Source organism: Lactococcus cremoris subsp. cremoris KW2, from assembly GCF_000468955.1.
Classification (GTDB): Bacteria; Bacillota; Bacilli; order Lactobacillales; family Streptococcaceae; genus Lactococcus; species Lactococcus cremoris.
This window is the reverse complement of sequence record NC_022369.1, coordinates 920095-936850: the sequence shown is the minus strand read 5'-3', so window position 1 is coordinate 936850 and position 16756 is coordinate 920095. Positions and strand designations below refer to the sequence as shown.

The 16756-nt window shown below is 35.5% G+C and carries 11 protein-coding genes; all 11 read right to left on the bottom strand.

Annotation, left to right across the window (positions count from 1 at the left end):
- Window positions 1-5 precede the first annotated feature (5 nt).
- Genes KW2_RS04530 through KW2_RS04480 form a run of 11 tightly spaced genes read right to left on the bottom strand, consistent with a single transcriptional unit; the run spans window position 6 to window position 16753 of the window.
- On the bottom strand, window positions 6-428 hold the full coding sequence (locus KW2_RS04530) for a hypothetical protein (RefSeq protein WP_021037063.1): 423 nt from the start codon (window positions 426-428) through the stop codon (window positions 6-8).
- A gap of 33 nt (window positions 429-461) precedes the next feature.
- Window positions 462-1619 (bottom strand): hypothetical protein, encoded by a 1158-nt coding sequence (locus tag KW2_RS04525; RefSeq protein ID WP_021037062.1) that lies wholly within the window; start codon window positions 1617-1619, stop codon window positions 462-464.
- 18 nt (window positions 1620-1637) lie between these two features.
- The gene (locus tag KW2_RS11765) at window positions 1638-3110 is read right to left on the bottom strand and encodes an NAD-dependent epimerase/dehydratase family protein (RefSeq protein WP_021037061.1); all 1473 of its coding nucleotides are present in this window, start codon (window positions 3108-3110) and stop codon (window positions 1638-1640) included.
- Window positions 3107-6226 carry a 2-succinyl-5-enolpyruvyl-6-hydroxy-3-cyclohexene-1-carboxylic-acid synthase gene (gene menD, locus KW2_RS11760; protein ID WP_021037060.1) on the bottom strand — a complete coding sequence of 1040 codons (3120 nt, stop codon included), beginning with the start codon at window positions 6224-6226 and terminating at the stop codon, window positions 3107-3109. The genes KW2_RS11765 and menD overlap by 4 nt, the downstream gene beginning before the upstream one ends.
- A 1-nt stretch (window position 6227) precedes the next feature.
- A complete protein-coding gene (locus KW2_RS04510; RefSeq protein WP_144063209.1) occupies window positions 6228-7565 on the bottom strand; it encodes an XcbB/CpsF family capsular polysaccharide biosynthesis protein in 1338 nt (445 codons plus the stop codon).
- Window positions 7538-9886 carry a glycosyltransferase family 2 protein gene (locus tag KW2_RS04505; protein ID WP_021037058.1) on the bottom strand — a complete coding sequence of 783 codons (2349 nt, stop codon included), beginning with the start codon at window positions 9884-9886 and terminating at the stop codon, window positions 7538-7540. Before KW2_RS04505 ends, KW2_RS04510 begins: the two co-directional genes overlap by 28 nt.
- 3 nt (window positions 9887-9889) lie before the next feature.
- Entirely contained in the window at window positions 9890-11239 is a 1350-nt protein-coding gene (locus tag KW2_RS04500) for an XcbB/CpsF family capsular polysaccharide biosynthesis protein (RefSeq protein ID WP_021037057.1), read from the bottom strand.
- Window positions 11226-12254 carry a hypothetical protein gene (locus KW2_RS04495; RefSeq protein ID WP_021037056.1) on the bottom strand — a complete coding sequence of 343 codons (1029 nt, stop codon included), beginning with the start codon at window positions 12252-12254 and terminating at the stop codon, window positions 11226-11228. The genes KW2_RS04500 and KW2_RS04495 overlap by 14 nt, the downstream gene beginning before the upstream one ends.
- Entirely contained in the window at window positions 12251-14452 is a 2202-nt protein-coding gene (locus KW2_RS04490) for a glycosyltransferase family 2 protein (protein ID WP_021037055.1), read from the bottom strand. Before KW2_RS04490 ends, KW2_RS04495 begins: the two co-directional genes overlap by 4 nt.
- The gene (locus tag KW2_RS04485) at window positions 14449-15924 is read right to left on the bottom strand and encodes a glycosyltransferase family 2 protein (protein ID WP_021037054.1); all 1476 of its coding nucleotides are present in this window, start codon (window positions 15922-15924) and stop codon (window positions 14449-14451) included. Before KW2_RS04485 ends, KW2_RS04490 begins: the two co-directional genes overlap by 4 nt.
- 16 nt (window positions 15925-15940) lie before the next feature.
- Window positions 15941-16753: an ABC transporter permease gene (locus tag KW2_RS04480; RefSeq protein ID WP_021037053.1), complete on the bottom strand. Its 813-nt coding sequence runs from the start codon at window positions 16751-16753 to the stop codon at window positions 15941-15943.
- Between the last annotated feature and the right edge of the window lie 3 nt (window positions 16754-16756).

The following is a 16756-nucleotide window of genomic DNA, read 5'->3' as shown; positions in this document are numbered from 1 at the left end:
ATTCCTTATTTACGCGTAAAGATCACAATTTTTCCTTTATATTTTGTTGTATCAAGTCGTGTAAGTGAGTAGTTAGTACCTTTTTTTACAACAGTATAACTTGCTACTATTTTCCCGTTTTGCAGAAATTGGATTTTATTATTGCTTGCTGACTTCAATATGTAAGTACGCTTGGGATTATTATCAGCCACCGCTGCGTTACCGTCAATTTTTACCGTTTTCCACTCCCATGGCGCATTAACTGTGTACTCACCTGAAGCTATTAATGTCTGAACTACTTGACTCGTTTGAGTTGTCTGTACTTTATCCCTGACAGTGCTAGGATGTAGCTTTCTTATAAAATAGATACCTCCTCCAATAACTAAAACTAAAACAACGATAATAATCGGGATAAATATTTTTTTACTATTTTTATTTTTTCTTTGCATAGTATCTGTTTATTTCCCTCACTTTTTAACTTTTTATTTTAAATTTTCAAGCTGCTCTTGTAACTGCAAAACAGCTTTTTTATATTTTCCTAGCAATACCTGATTTTTAAAAGCTCTTTTACTAAACACTTGCATTTCAATCAAGTTTAGAACTTCTGAAACTGTAAACTCCCCAAATTCAAACGGTCGAATTGCTTTGACGATTTTTGGTAAAACATTTGAAATAGAAAAATTTTCAACCATTTCCTTGCGCTTGCTCGTATGAAAATCAACGGCGAACTGATAGCCTGTGAATAATTCTTCTACAATCTCCTTACCACTTTTTTTCTTTCTTGGGATAAATGCCCAATTGTTCCCTCTTTTTCTCCCTGAAAAATTATTTTGACGATTTTCATCGAAATTTTGCACTGTCAGATAACCATCTCCAGAGAAATGATCATAAACATAAACAGGAATTCCTTCACATAAACAATATTGAACAGTTTTTCCTATTGTAATAACCACATCAAACTGTGCCAAAAATTCTGGTTCAATCAACTTATAATCATTTTTCAACCATCCTAATTGAGTGATAAGAACTCCACTTTCTTCTAGTCTTTCTTTGGCTTCATCAAGTTCTTTTGGGAGATGGTTACTTACCATTAAAATTCTTTTTAAGTTCTTTCGGCGTTCATGGATATAGGTTCCGAATTTTACTGGGGCAGGATTTTCAAAAAGTTCTGGATTAAGTTTTTCATTGAAAAATGGTTTTTGAACACCTAAAGCCTCTTTAGAAACAAATAGATTCATACTTGCTAACCTTTCTTCCAAAAAAGGGATATAGGGAAATTCATCGGGCGCTATAAACTTCAAAGACGAAAGATGCGCAAACAGAAAAACTGGTTTTGTTTTCCCTTTGAGTCCTCTTAAATTATCCACAATAAATCGAGGTAAACACTGTGAATTACTCCAAATATAATCAAAATCTTCTGCTTTGAAATTTGAATGCTCAATAAATTTTATTCCTCTACTCTGGGCAATCTTTTCCATAGGATTACCAATGTGGTAAGAATAAAGCCAAACTTCTGCTCCTTCATCTTGTAAATATTCAGCAAGTTCAAGAGAAAGAATTGTTGAGCCAATTATTTCTGAAAATATCGGCTGGCAAATCAACCATTTTTGATCTTTAAAGTCACTGGTAGTATTTTCCATAATAACCTCAACTTCCGTTTATACTTTTTTTAATTGCATTTCTTTAATGAAAAAGCTAATTTGAATTGTAAAATCTGTAGCCGTCAAAGAAAAATCTGTAAAGTTGTCTCTGACAGCTTTAAAATAAATTTCAAGTTGATTTAGTCCAATTCTTAAATGCTGCTTTCCTAAGAGCTGGACACCTACTCCCCAGTGATGTAGGAAAGGCGTGAACTCTGTTTCTATCTCTGACTCAATGATTAGAGCTAAGCAATAATTTTCACCTTCCTTTGTATTGGCGCTGTTATCAATTTCAAAGTTCAACCAACGATTATCCATTACAGGACCATTACTAAGTTTTTCTGTTCGAAAAATTTTCACCCCTTCGATACTCTGTTGAACTTTCCAGTAGTCGTTGATAACACAAAGACGAAAGGCTCCAATTTTTACCTTCTCCTTGAACAAACTGTTTTTTCTTATACTATCAAATTGTATTCGAGTCGTTTGAGGAATATATTTCAAGTCAGTCAAACTATGAGTTAAGGCATCAAATTTAGCTTGATGATAGGCGGCAATATTGCTTATTTGATAAGATGATGTATCTGATTCTCGCCAAACTTCGCTCAATCCTTTTTCCAACGTATGAAAGGTATTTTTGCTTAAACCTGTCACTCCCAAAATTTTGTGATTAGAAAAGTTTCTATTTCTAAATCTATCCACTATGCGTCCATCATCGATATCAATACTTTTCAGATATTCTTCATCTTTGACAAGGAGAACCTGCAAACCAAAAACTCGATAAAAAATATCAATCGATTCTCCCCACGTTATTGCTTCAGTTGAAGTGTGAAAATCTTCCCCAAGGGCTTTCTTGTTACCAATCAAGGCTTCTAACATGAGAGCTACATCTTTTCCATACGTAAAACTTGTATAAGAATTATATGCCGACGATGGAAGAGCTGTTAAAACTCCTCTAACTGCTCGCATGACATCAAAATTATCTCCAGCAAACCATTGAATTCTATTTTTCCCATAGGTCATCGTTGGGCGTATGATTGTCCAATTTTTTTTGCCAGAATTCCATAGAAGCTGTTCTTGATGACCTTTTCTTAAACCATAGTTGTCTATTTTGTAATTACTATTTATATCAACTAAATCAATTTTTAAATCCGTGTTTTGTTCAGTCAATTCACCTGAGTTGTCTCCATAGGCTCTGTAACTAGAAAAATAAAAATATTGTTTAGTCATACATAGAAGTTTAGAAACTGCTGCTTCAAATTCTAAATTACTATACATCATAAAATCAAATACAGCATCAAATTTTCTACCCCCAATCACTTTTAACAACCATTCAGAATCTTTAGCATTGCCAATTAAATAAACGAGATTACTATCTGTAGAACTATACTCTCTTCTGGTTGTGACCCATACCTTATACTCTTTTTGCAACAACAGGGGGACGAGATACATTCCCATTGCACCCGTTCCTCCCATTACTAAGATTTCCTTCATAGAAATACCTCAAAGAAAAGTGGAGCTGTTTCAGAAGATACAAAACGCTCTAATCCTGTTTCAAATTCTTCCTTATTTCTTGCGGACAGATAAGTAAAACCTAAACTCTTAACCCAACCTTCTGCTACTGCAGTATGTGTTGCCCTAGAGCCTTTAGAACCATAGTGTTCCAAAAGTCCTGACCCACCATTATTGATGAGTAGGATTCTAATATTTCCTTTTAATTCCTTATTCCAAATGGAATTCATGTCGTAAAAGAAACTCACATCTCCGATAATTAAAAATTTTAAACGTGGATCTTCATCAACAGCAACTTGACCCATGAAGGATGAGGCTGAACCGTCAATACCATTTGTTCCCATGTTCAGGAAAACCTCTAAGTTTTTGTTTGGAACAGTATTGTCTGAATGCACTTGAATAAAAGCAGTCCCTACACCAATATGAAAGAGAGAATTTTCAGGTATTGCCTCTAATAATTTTTGAGTTACAAAATGACTATTATAGTTTTGATAGTGATGTGCTGGATATTTTTGTTCATAGTCTTGCCAGACTTTCAAATATTCGTTGTCATTAGTTTTTCCTTGGGCAAAATCACCAAATTTTTTAAAGAACCAATCATCCGTAACATTAAATACTGTTGATAAATGGAAGTACATATCACGCAATTCACCACGTCTATCAACATCCCAATGTCTAAAGGCTGGTGCGCCTCTTAGCTTGAAATTTATTGGATGGTTCATCGTGTTCTTCGTTCCAACTGTTAAGACTACCTCAGGAAGTAGTTTTTCATTAAATTCTGCTTGTGATATTGAACTCAAAGCAATGTATGGATGAACGACTTGAGGCCCATGAATATTAGAAAGCCAATCTGCTAAAATCGTTACATTATAACGCTCAGCGAATGCATTAATGTGCTCTTGTTCTTCTGCTGTCGGCTTATAATTCTGACGGTAAATGAGTAAAATCCGTTTTGATTTCAACAAAATATCTGCATATTCTTGCCATGCTTGCTCAGTGTCCATTGCACTAATTCTTTTGATGTGCTTGACGGGTAAAAGTTTATACGCCAAGTGTATAGGTGCCATATCTGGAAGATTATGAATAGGAACATTAATATGGGTAGGCCCATATTGAGTATCTAAAATCGCATGAGAAATCAGACGATTACTTTGCCAAGTTGTTAATGGACTCACTCTATTGGAGAGATCAACAGAACGACGAATCATTGGTTCAAACATTTTGGCTTGCTCAACGGTTTGATCTTCACCAATGCCATGGTACTCTACATAACGATCTGCTGTAATTGCAATCAATGGAAGATTCATATAATAGGCTTCCGTCATCGCTGGAGCTAGGTTAGAGGCTGCAGTACCACTAGTCACTACAACAGCCGTTGGACGTTTCGTTTTATTTGCAACCCCCAGAGCAAAATATCCTGCACTTCTTTCATCAATAACATAATGAATATTAAATACATTTTGGTTATTTTCAAACGCTCGGTTCAGAACCACATCGCGACCACCAGCCGCTAAGATAATATCCTTGACCCCATAATCACGTAACTTCGTAACCAAAAGTTTCACACGCGCAAAATCTGGATCATCATTACTTCTTTTAATGGACATTGTTTGAGTTTCTAGCACGTGTTTCACTTGGGGATTCGGAACAAACTCACCGACAATGCGCATATTTAATCCACTGTACTCTGCCTCTAAATTTTCAAACCTTGTTGTGACTTGCTTATCTTTACTTAGGATTAAAAGCTTGTTTCCTTCCAGTTTCCAAAAAGCCTCATTGACATTTGAAACGTTGCCCAAGAAACCATCTGGTAAAAACTGCACATCTTGACGAATAACCTCCCCATGCATTGCTTCACGGTAGAAAACGAATTTATTTGATAGTAATGCATCTAAAAGAGGAACTTTTTTATCTTTTGGAATATTCATCCAACCAGCTTCACGATTGGCTAGCATCGTTGCTCCAGATAAGATTTTATCTTCAGCTTTAGGAGCTTGTAATGCTTGCTGTAACCACATATCAGATATTGTCACTTGTTCTGCTAAATTTTGATTTCCTTGCGAAAAATCAATATTCATGGATACATTTGGATTGTTTTGAATGTCTTCAGTTGTATTTTCTTCATAAATACGTCGTGAATCTTCCAGTTTAAACAGCCGCATCAGGCTTGAAAAACGATTAGTGCCTCGGATTTTATTATAGAAAACGGAAAAAGGTTTTTGGAAAATAAAGGCAAATGCTGAACCGTGAAAACTATCAGTTACCACATATCCTGCATTTTGATAAGCATTCAACCAATTTTCAGAACGAATATCATCATCAAAAATATATTGTGAACCATCAAATATTTCTCTCGCCTTTTTGAGCTGAGCAGGATTAGCATCTGTATAAATGACAATTCGGTCATAACCTAATTTATCGGCTACTGCTTGGACACCACGACGTTTATCTTCATTTGGATCTAAAATAAAAGCTAACATATAACGTCCTTCGGTTTTATAAGTCGCCATATCCGCTAAATTCCGATAGTTTTGGGGGTCAATCAAAAAGACAGGGTCAACTACTTGAGGCACATCAAAGGAAAAAGTTTTTTTAAAATATTCGATCCCATCATCTTCTCGCATTGAAATCCAATCAAAGCGTTCCAAATTTTGTTTTTGAACAGCTTCAAAATCCATTCCAAAATGTTCCGATTGAAAATGTTCACGATTAAAATTTCCAATGGACGTTCCGTAAGCAATACGTTTTTTTTCAGGTTTTGTGAAACTTAAAAATAAATCATCATTAATTCTTGGAATAAAAGGATTCCATAATTGATCAGAACCAACAATGAACGTGTCTGCTTGTTCGTTGAGTTTATCATTTTCTAAAAAATGTGTTTGTTCTGTATAATCAAAGCCTTGTCTTTTAGTAAACTTAATGGCCGGTGCATTTTCTGCTAACTTGTTTCGTGCAGGATATCCTAAAGCCTCATTAACAAGTAATGTCGAGTAACCTTTTTCTAAAATCGCTTTGTTCAATGCGTAGTAGGTCATGATTGAACCATAATTGCTATTATGCCACCAACCTAAGATTGCTACGTCGTATTTTTTTGTCATGTCAAATCTCCTTAATATTGATATTATATATCCTGCTTTGTTCATAAATCTGTGGCACAAAAGTTGCTGTTACAAACAAACCCTTCCAATCGCGAGAGGCTATAAAGTTATAGTAATTTTTTCCATCGGCCAGTCTTTCCCATGTGTTGTCTTCATGGAATAGAATGAACTCTAGTGTATCATCTGCGTCGATTTTAAGTTGGTAGTTCTTACCTGCTTCTAATTTTTCTTTGAAGTCAAAGCGTATCCATCGATCGATTTCTTTATCGTTAAGAGCCTTATTTGTTCGTTCAAGAATCAAACAACCTTTTTCTATTGACCAACGCACAGTAAAGTAATACTTTGGAACATATTGAGGAGGAAAAACAGACCATTGCTCCAAAAAATTATTGGCTTCACTTGTTTCTTCTAATGATTTTTTTAAATAATATTTACTAAGAGCGAGTGCGCTCCCAATAAAAGAGGCGTGATACTGACTGGAACCATTTATCGCAATTCCTTGCGAAATATTTACAAAATCAAGTTTATTTATTAATAGTTTTTGATAATAAGGGTAGGTGTTCAATGACTGATCAGAAGTTATAATTGTAATCAGCTTTTTATAATCAACCGTTTCTTGCATGAGATAATCATTCATTTTCTTGAGAAGAACTGATAATCCTCCATATAAAAAATAGTCATCTTTCTCTGTATAGCCCAATGAAAGCACAGGATCTATTGCTATTGTTTTATATCTTCCAATCAAACCATGTAAGACCGCTCCTCCCCCCCCACGTGAACTTCCATATAATACAGTATCATTAGTGAGGATATCAAATTGCTTTCTTATTTTATTGATAAGTTGCTGAATTTTTTCTTCAAATCTTTTATTAAATACCGTTGATTGATACCAAGAGCCACTTATTCCAGAAGTATCTGCAATACGTAATATATAAAGATTATCTTTATCAAGTATTTTCGATATGCTTCTAAATCGTTCAACTCCAAAATATCTTGTAATAGCTTGATCGCTAAATTTTCCGTCTGCTGGACTAAACAATACAATGAGCTTAGGTCGAGTTTTACCTTCTTTTTTAGGGGTTTCAAGTAAATAATAAAGTTCTTCAAATCTTTCAAACTCATAGGCATCAATCTTAGTTATTGATTTAATGAAATATCCGTGATTTTCTTGAGAATAGCCATCAAGTGTTTTTCCTTGCGACGAAAGCTCTTTAAGTGCTAGATAATGTTCCTGATTAGAGGATAGTATTTCAAATCTGTTTTCAGCTTTATAAATCTGCCTGTTGTCGACCATTATATCCTCCTTATTTTTTACATTTTTTCTAAATGTTCCATCCAAAAGTCTTTACTATGGAACTTATCTGCGGCCGCACGATATTCAGCTGCCACTTTATCTCCTTGCTTTTCAAATTGGGTCATTAAGGAGTTAAAACGTGCTTGAGCCTCTTCGTATTTTTCTTGATTTCTTTCACGCATGACGTAAGTTTTGTTATAAGTATCATAGACTGCAATCCGTTTTTTCATAAATTGTTTGCCCGGATTATCAAGCATATCTTGATTGACGATTGCTACTTTGTCTAATTGATCGTCCTCACTATTCAAGACAATCTCTGGTAATCCATGCCCATTGTCTGTATCAAGAAACAACTTCATGTCTTGTGGATTAAGTAAAAAGTATTCATTTGCAGTATGAACGTTTTTCTGAATTTCTTCGGGAATTTCCGCTGAGAACACTTCGTTTTTCTTTCCTTCTTTTTTGAGCGTTTCAATGCCATTTAAAGAAGCAACATAGCTTGGACCTTTGAGATAGTCATCAAGAGCATCAAGAACTTGACTTGCTGCTCCGTAGTTGAACATTCTTAGCTCTTTTTTATAAAGTTCAATGTATTTTTCAAGGTAATTGACATCTTGGACAAAACCATTGATAGATTGATCAATAAAGCTGTTTCTAGGGACAAGATAATTTTCTAAAGCCTTGGATTTTTTTGTATAAAATGGTAAATGCCAAACTGCCAATCCATTTAAAGTGATAAATTTTGCATTATTTCTTATTGAAAACTCAATATCGTCCCCACGATAGAAGATAGGAAGCGACATTGCTTGTTCATGGATATACTTGATTGGGACGGTACAATACCACCATGCTCCGTATTCATTGTCAACAGGATATTCAATATCATTACGCAATACATCTTTTAGGTTTGTTTGATTGTATCGGTCTTTTGTTGGGAAATAGACAATATCTACATTTTTAGAGATAAATCCCGTGTCTTCGTACTGAGTAATTCCATCAATATTATCTAACATTGCACCTTCAATGAAATAATCTTTGTATTCTGGTTTTATCAGACTTAGAATAGAATAAACACGCTTGAAACTTTCAGGGAGGACTTCAATGTCGTCGTCCATGAAAATAACATGAGTAGGTTGAAATTCCTTGTTTTTAATCAGGTTGAGGGTTTCAATCATACCGCGAGAAAAACCACCCGCACCTCCAACATTTGGATTCCCATATACTCTCGAAAAATCGGAATTAATAACTTTTTCATCCAACGTTCTACCATTATCTACAACATTGACGAAAAGATGTTTTTCTCCAATCTGATTGAGCCCTCGATCTTTATTTTCAAAATCAATAATTTGTTCTTTGATATTTCTAAGATTTCCAAGAATATATTTTTCTTTTTGAAAGGTTGTTGTGTTAATGACGATATCTACAGGATTGATGGCATCATCATTAACTGTTGTGTACCAACCCGCATCAGATATCTCTGCGTTTCCTTTAATTGTGAAACCAAGTACAGCAGATTCGTTCTCTTGCTCTACTGGAATGATAACTTCAGTTGCTTTATCAAGAGTAAATTCATATTTAAGGGTTGTTTTTTTGATATCTGAGTTTGTAGATTGATAATTCATTGAATTTCTTTTGAAAATATCATCTGTTTGTGAATCGTGAAGTTCTTGAAAAGTTTTTTCCAATCCTTTTTTTTGCAGTTCTTTGGATTTAAAGTTCAACCAGTGGTTGATTATCTCAAGTTCAAATTTCCCTTTAATGGTTAACTTTAAGTAAAAATTTTTAGCAGCTGTATATTTTTTCCATTTTTTTGCAGATAGGATATTAATGTAGGTATTGAAATCATTGTACCCATCGATTATGTTGAGTTGACCGAAACTGCCAATCTCATCCCCTCTATAAAATAATTCACGTCGAGTTGTTCTATCAACTAGTGTCGTTGGAAAAATAATGTTTTGTATACGAAACGCATCATTTTCAGTGAAGCTCTCATCCAATTTTGCTACTTTTTCTGACGAAAGCCACTTGAGTTCAAAGTCAACATCACGATAGATGAGGCTTTTTCCTGTCAGGAGGGATATGTCGTCTTTGACTATAAATTCAGATGACACTTTTCCTTCACGGTTAAAAATTTGAAGTTTGTTCCCATAAATATCCCATGCGTACTCATTATCGTCCTGATAATTTTCAATTTTTAAACTTTCTCCCAACTTAAATTTGGTCGTAAACGGGATTTCATCTACTTTACCAAATGAGAAAATAGAACCGGTCAATTTATTTCTCAGCGCTACATTAGGTATCTGTTGTTTTGAGTTTTTAGGGACGACTTTTCGGACCGCACGCTTAATTTTTGCTGCTTGTTTCATTTTTTAATTTTCTTCCTTTTTTGTTATTTTGATTAAATAAATATTAATTGAATTTCCTAAAGTCCATGTTGTGGCATTTAAACCAAAATAGTATAACTCTCTTTTAGGCCTAATTTCATATTTCCAGATATATTTTTGGGGGAGACTTTCGCTTACTTCTTTATCCTGCAATGTGGCTTCTTCAAAATAATTGTCCGTGTGAAAAAACAGATTGTTTTTTTCAAATATATCTGTTGCATCTGTTATAAGGGTAATTACGTAGTTTCTACCTTTTTCTAAACTTTGAGTAAGCATGAAATTGAGCCATGGATTATCATTTTTCGTAACATTTTGATTTCTATCAATTTGTAGGCTTGAAGATTTTAAATGTAAATCAAAATAAGAGGAACTCCATGGTAAGAGAACGTCCCAACCCTCCTCAGGAAAACTAATACTTTTTGTTTGTACTTGCAGGTCGACATTATATAGTAATTGATTTATCAGAGCAAGCTGTAATGGCACTGTCTTTCCTATCACAATGGCATGGCTGAGAAACATATCCGTCATATAGGGGTTTCTCAAGTTGAGATTAAGTAAAGTCAGTTTATCAAGAGTGAGCTGATTGATATAGGGATAGGTAATAAAAGCCGCGTCTGACGAAAGAATTTTTATATCCTCAGATTTCAAAGTTGTTTGCGCCAGTAATTGGTTGATTTTCATGGACATGTTATAGTCGATAAAATCAAACATGTGTTGCATATCTTTGCGTTCGACCCAAGCTTTTCGGTCTATCACTGGGTCAGCAGCGACAACTTTATAATTACCAAGTAAGCCGTGATAGAGTGCACCTGTCGCTCCTCGGGAATTTCCATAAGTGATGATATTTCGAGGGGAAATATTGTTTTCCAAAGCTATCTTTTTGATAAGGTTTTGAATGATTTCTTCATAGTTAGGGAAATTTGAAGTATTTTGATAATAAGAGCCTGAGATGAGATTAGTATCCGCAATCCGCAAAATATAGGTATTTTTAGCGATAGATGCTGCAAGTGAATCCCAATGAGCATTGCCAAAATAGCGTTTTTCGGCGCTTGGCGAAGTCATCGCGTCAGCTGGCATGAAAAAGACAATGAGTTTATTTGTGAGATAGTTTTCTTTTTCATGCGGAGCTTCTAGGTCATAATAAACCTCTTCGTAAGAGTCTAGCTTTGTCGCAATTTCTGTGCGATTTTTGACGATATAGCGGCCATTTTTGTAACCATCAATCGTTTTGTTTTCTAGGGCATACTGTCTGAGTGTCGCATAATAATCCCAGTCTTCTAAGAAAGTGTCCATAGACTTATGGTCTTTTTCTGGCGAAACTTCAAAGTTTTTCATTATCCGCCTCACTTTCTTTTAAGAAGTTGTGATAGGCTGCATTTGCTATCCAAGTATTTTCTAATTCTTTATAGCTTTCTTTGAGCTGTATTTTTTCGCTAGCTGTCAAAAATTGCTTTCTTACAAAGAAATTTTCCAATGTTGGGACTTCTTCTTTACTTTCTAGGAGTCGTTTATGTTGAAGCGTGACAGCAGCATTCATTGTGAAAGTAAAGTCAATGAAGTTGCTTGGGACAATATTAATCCCTTTGTAGAAGGGATTAAACTTTTGGAAAAGTTTGAAACTCGTACGTGTTGCAAGGAGTTGATAACTTTCTTTTTCACTCGTCACTTCAAGTCCAAAAGCGTAATCTGTGTTGATTTTTAATCCTGCCAACTCGTCAAATTTGGCTGTAATTTCTGCTTCATTTCCGTCAAATTTGACGGAAAAATCTGTTGCTTCAATTTTTTCGTCCGTCAGACTGTTTAGTCGAATTAAAATTGGTTTGATATTTTCTAAGAGCATTAAACGGTCTGGATTCCAGTCGAGCGAGAGCTTTGCAACGATGGCTGACATCTGTGTTGCCAAATCAGCTAGTTCAACATTAATCGGCAAGTGTCTGTCATAAGTATCTAAAATAACCTGTGGGACAAATTTCATACCGATATTTCCATAATCGTTAAGATAGACAATCTTGTGCAAACTGGTATTTGTTTGCGTTTTTCCTAAGTCATAATAGCGTTGCAGGCGCGGTTGCTCACTGTGTCTGGCATCATAAAGTCTTAAAGGTAATCCGTTTTGACTTGCGACAAGATAATAACGAATATAAGGAATCAGCTTGTCATCTTTGAGGTCAATCATCAGGTTTTTACCGTCCAGTTGATAATGCTTAGACTGGATTTTGATGCTTGGCGTCAAGGCATTTTCTGACCAATAGAGGGCATCAAATTTGACCTCTTTTTCAAGCTTGATATGGAGCGTTTGATTGTCAATATTGAATTTTTCTATGAGAAGATTATCAAATATTTTTTTCATTTTAACCTCCTATTTGGGACGAGGACTTGCCAGAGCGGTGGTTTAGTTGCGGTATTTCCATTTGCTGTGAAAGCAACAAAATTTGGATTTTCCGTGATGTAGTTGCCGTCTTCTGTTACAAATCTGGGACGATAGGATTTTGAAAAATCAAGTTTGCTTACTTTTAAGGTCGTTCCTTGTAGATAATGCTTTTTCTTCGCTTCTTTACTAAAGTCGGATTCAGAGTATGAATAGATATTTTTCAGGGCTACCACTTCTACTAGCTCAGTAATGGCTTCGAGCGCACTTGCGTCAAATTTGACCTGACCGAGTGACGTAACAAGGAGCATTTCATCATTTGCGTCAAATCTGACGTGAGTGACTGTGAGGACAGTACCCACTTTTAAGGTCAGCTCCGTCGTTTCATTTTCCTGATGAAGGGTCATTTCTTTGACCAATCGATAAATACCTGCCTGACAGCTGTATTTTTGACTAAGTTCACTTTCCAAAAGACTAGTGTAAGTCTGAGGAAATGCTATCAGTGAATTGTTGTATTCTTCACGAGAGATTTTTTCGCCATGAGGCAATTTAAATACAAAGTTGCCATCGTCATCAAGTGTTGAAACAACTTGAATAAATTGTCCTAAATAGGTAGGGTCAAGTGCCTTGAAAGCAAGGTAGAGTCTTGTATCCACAATCTTATGGAGCGCAAGGACACCCTCTCTGTCTGACAGAAGCGTGTCAGCGCCACAATAGGTTTGGAGTTGGTCAATGGCTATCAGATATTCTGTCTGATTTTCAAGGACAACGTGGAGTTTGTAGTCGCCGGCTTTTAACTGCTCATATTCGGCACGCGTCATTTGCGTTTCATAGCTTACTTCTGAAAGTTTATGTGCTTTCTTTCGTAAGCTAGTATCAAGGGCGCTGTCATTACGAAACTCAATATAATCAGGTTCTTCGGCAATGTAATATTCAAAGTAAATTTTGATTTCCTTATCATCAATCAGTAATTTTTTAGCTTTAATCAGTGGCAAATTTACTGACGGTAAGTTTTTGTCTTCTGGTACAAAATAATAGAGGTTGTCAATTTTTTTAAGTTGTTTATCAATACTTGGTAAGCTATGCCAAGCGACAAATTTCAGTAGTTTTTCATCTTTTTTTGCTTGTAAAAATTGCCAAATATAAGAATAAATATCCAGACTAAAGTATTTTTCTGGGTTAAATGTCAAATCGGGCAAATAGTCTGCCAAAAGTTCCCTAAAATGACGTAAAGAGGTCAAACTTAAACCATACTTTGTATCCCAACGCAGAGTAAAATCTACCAGCAACCATTCCAAACGGCGCGTGATAAATTTTTGTAAACTCTCGGTATTTGGATAATTTGTCAGCATATAACTCAATGAGCGCAACCAACCGAGCAAAAAAGTTTCATTGATATTTTTACTCAAAGAAATATTGTCATCATCACGATTGACATAGGTTGTTATCTTTTGTGTTTGAGAGATTGTCTGTGAAAGTTGCAGAGCTTGGTAGAAAAAAGTCACGTCATCTGCTACTCTTTGGTCAATAAAATGCAGATTATTTTCTTTGACTAGACTGTGACGGACCATATTCCCTTGAGGACCAAGCCAGTTATAAAAATCATAAGGTAAGTCAGAAATTGGACGGTTGCTGATCTCGTTCTCAATGTCAATATAAGCGCGTGATAGCAAATCAAGCTGACCATTTTTACTGCGAGCGACTCCACCAAAAGCCATATCATCGCCAGATTTTTCGAGTAGCTGATATAAGTTTTCAAGTCCGTCAGTCGCATACCAATCATCAGCGTCCAAAATCACAAGATAGTTCCCCCGCGCGTGAAGTAGTCCGACATTACGCGGTCCATGCGCACCACCAGTATTTTTATCTAAAAGATAAATCTCGATATTCGGATAAGACTGACAATAGGGTTTTATCAGCTCCAAAGAGTTGTCAGTTGAGCGGTCGTCCACAAATAAAACTTGGATATTTTCTATTCCCAAAGTCTGATGAACGAGTGAGTTCATCATTCGCTCCAAATAAGGCGCGTTATTATAATTAGCGATAATGACGGAAACTTTCGGATTTTCTGTGATTTTTTCAGAAGAAGTTTTCGTAACCGTGGGTAAAGCCGTCTTCCATGACATCTCGTCCAGAGGATAATGAAACTGTTCATATTCCAATTTTTTATCATTTTTCATGAAGCTTTATCCTCCTTTGTCATGATTTTGTCGAGTTTTTCAATGCGGTGTTCTTGATAGTGACTGGAAATAATCAATATCTCCCAGTTTTTGACTGCAAAATCCTCAGGAATTTCAAGGCTATAATTGCATTCTGATTGCTTTTGATAATTGAGTTGCCGTCTTTCAAAAGGATTTTTCCGATTTCTCATTTCAAAATTTTTGATTTTTTCATGAGTGTAAATTTCTAAAAATAATTCATTTTTGACGTAGTCTTTTGCAATGGCACGCATATTGATTGCAACTTTTGGAACACTAGGATTTATCGTTGGAAAATAATAACGATTATCCTTTTTTTGTGTCAGTCCTAAATAACGTTTTGCCAGATGTCTGACAGAATGCCAGTGATTAAATTTCACTATCGCATCATAGTCGTCAGCAATCAAGTACTGCCAAACAACAATTCTGGCACCTGTTCTGAAATGCTTAGAAGGGTCAAAAGCTAACTCGCCAATATATTTATCAAAACTTTCTTTGAAGTCAATAATTCGCTTTTTACTAAAGCGATAACCGATATCCCGACGTAACAAGAAATCATAAATCAACCATTCTATCCGCCTTGAAAGAAATTTTTCTTTTGAAGAATCATCAGGAAATTTTTGATTGATAAATCCTAAGGACCGAAACCATGAAATCATAAATGTCCGATTGATACTTTTACTCAAAGAAATATTATCCGCATCACGGTTGAGATAAGTTGTTAATTCTGTACCCTGACTGATTGTTTTTGCGGCACGGAGTGCCTGATAAAAGAAAGTCACATCATCAGCAACTCGTTGATTGACAAAATGAAGCTTGTTTTCCTCAACCAACTCTTTGCGTAGCATAATTCCTTGCGGACCTAACCACTCATAAAAAGCAGTAGGAAGCCCTTGGATATCACGTCCTGACTGATTTCCATCAAAGAAATAAGCTTTACTTTTCAGACTGAGTTTACCGTTTATGCTTTGAGCAATACCAAAAAATCCCATGTCATCACCCGATTTATCAAGCGTTTCCGACATATACTTAAGGGCATTCCCATCGTACCAATCATCTGCGTCTAAGAAAACAAGATATTCTCCACGCGCATTTAAAATTCCAACATTGCGTGGCCCATGTGCGCCACCAGTATTTTCTTTGAGTTGATAAAATTCAATACTCGAGTATTTTTTCAGATATTTTTCTACTATCTCTGCTGAATTATCGGTGGATTTGTCATCGATAAATAGAAGTTGAAGTTTGTCCAGACCAATCGTTTGATGAACTAGCGAATCCAACATTTTTTCCAGATAAGGTGCGTTGTTGTAGTTAGCAATAATCACGGAAACTTTGGGTCTGTCAGCAACTCTGGTAGAGGTAGTTTTATTGTGAGCCGGAAGTTCCAACTGCCATTTTGTATCCTCCAGATAATTGTACTGAGCAAATTCTTCTTCTAATTTGTTTGAATTCATTCTTCCTGACCTTTAATTAAACATAATCCATAAATTGATTACGAAGTTTCATGTGGAGATGAGCCCCAACAGCTAAAAGGCCAATAGTAAAACACCAAAAAACAAGAGTTAAACCCGGCTTTTGCCAAAACCATTCACGACCAAAGACCGCATCTCGTATCCCCTCCATACAATAAATAAAAGGATCTAGCAATAATGCTTGACGAATAGGTAAAGGTAGAGCTCCCATGATAGTTAAATCTATAGCCCCACCAGAAAGATATAAAGCAAACCGAAAAATATAATCTATAACGTGAGAAAAGTCACGAAATACAACTACAACTGTTGAAAATAATAAGGAAAATGCTAACGTCACTAAAAAAAGGGCCAGAACATAATACGGAATTTGTAAATAATAGATACTAGGGTAGTATCCAAATTTAAATATAGCAATCAATGTCCCCACAATACCCATTCCAAAAAGCGTACTAAACCCCTTGAACATTTCAATTGTCGGCAATACACTAACAGGAAATTTTACTTGCGTGAAAAGTGAAATTTGTAACTGAATGCTTCTGGCACCGGACAATATTGCTGTACTATAAAAGAACCATACTCCTAGACCGATAACAAGCCACGGAGCCGGAGGAATGCCATCTGCCACTGTCCTCTTAAACATAACTATAAATACAAAATAATAAATACCGGAACGTACTACTGGGTCAATATATTCCCATAACGTTCCAAATGTATTGCCAAGTGCTGTTGCTTTGGTATGATATTTAGAGACATTATGTATAAGCCCCAAATTATCAATTTGTTCTTTTAAATATTGTATTAAATCTTTCATTCT

Bases quoted from the DNA above. Each gene is read 5' to 3' on its own strand.
- KW2_RS04530 (WP_021037063.1), bottom strand. From the start codon at position 428: ATGCAAAGAAAAAATAAAAATAGTAAAAAAATATTTATCCCGATTATT.
- KW2_RS04525 (WP_021037062.1), bottom strand. From the start codon at position 1,619: ATGGAAAATACTACCAGTGACTTTAAAGATCAAAAATGGTTGATTTGC.
- KW2_RS11765 (WP_021037061.1), bottom strand. From the start codon at position 3,110: ATGAAGGAAATCTTAGTAATGGGAGGAACGGGTGCAATGGGAATGTAT.
- menD (WP_021037060.1), bottom strand. From the start codon at position 6,226: ATGACAAAAAAATACGACGTAGCAATCTTAGGTTGGTGGCATAATAGC.
- KW2_RS04505 (WP_021037058.1), bottom strand. From the start codon at position 9,886: ATGAAACAAGCAGCAAAAATTAAGCGTGCGGTCCGAAAAGTCGTCCCT.
- KW2_RS04500 (WP_021037057.1), bottom strand. From the start codon at position 11,239: ATGAAAAACTTTGAAGTTTCGCCAGAAAAAGACCATAAGTCTATGGAC.
- KW2_RS04495 (WP_021037056.1), bottom strand. From the start codon at position 12,254: ATGAAAAAAATATTTGATAATCTTCTCATAGAAAAATTCAATATTGAC.
- KW2_RS04490 (WP_021037055.1), bottom strand. From the start codon at position 14,452: ATGAAAAATGATAAAAAATTGGAATATGAACAGTTTCATTATCCTCTG.
- KW2_RS04485 (WP_021037054.1), bottom strand. From the start codon at position 15,924: ATGAATTCAAACAAATTAGAAGAAGAATTTGCTCAGTACAATTATCTG.
- KW2_RS04480 (WP_021037053.1), bottom strand. From the start codon at position 16,753: ATGAAAGATTTAATACAATATTTAAAAGAACAAATTGATAATTTGGGG.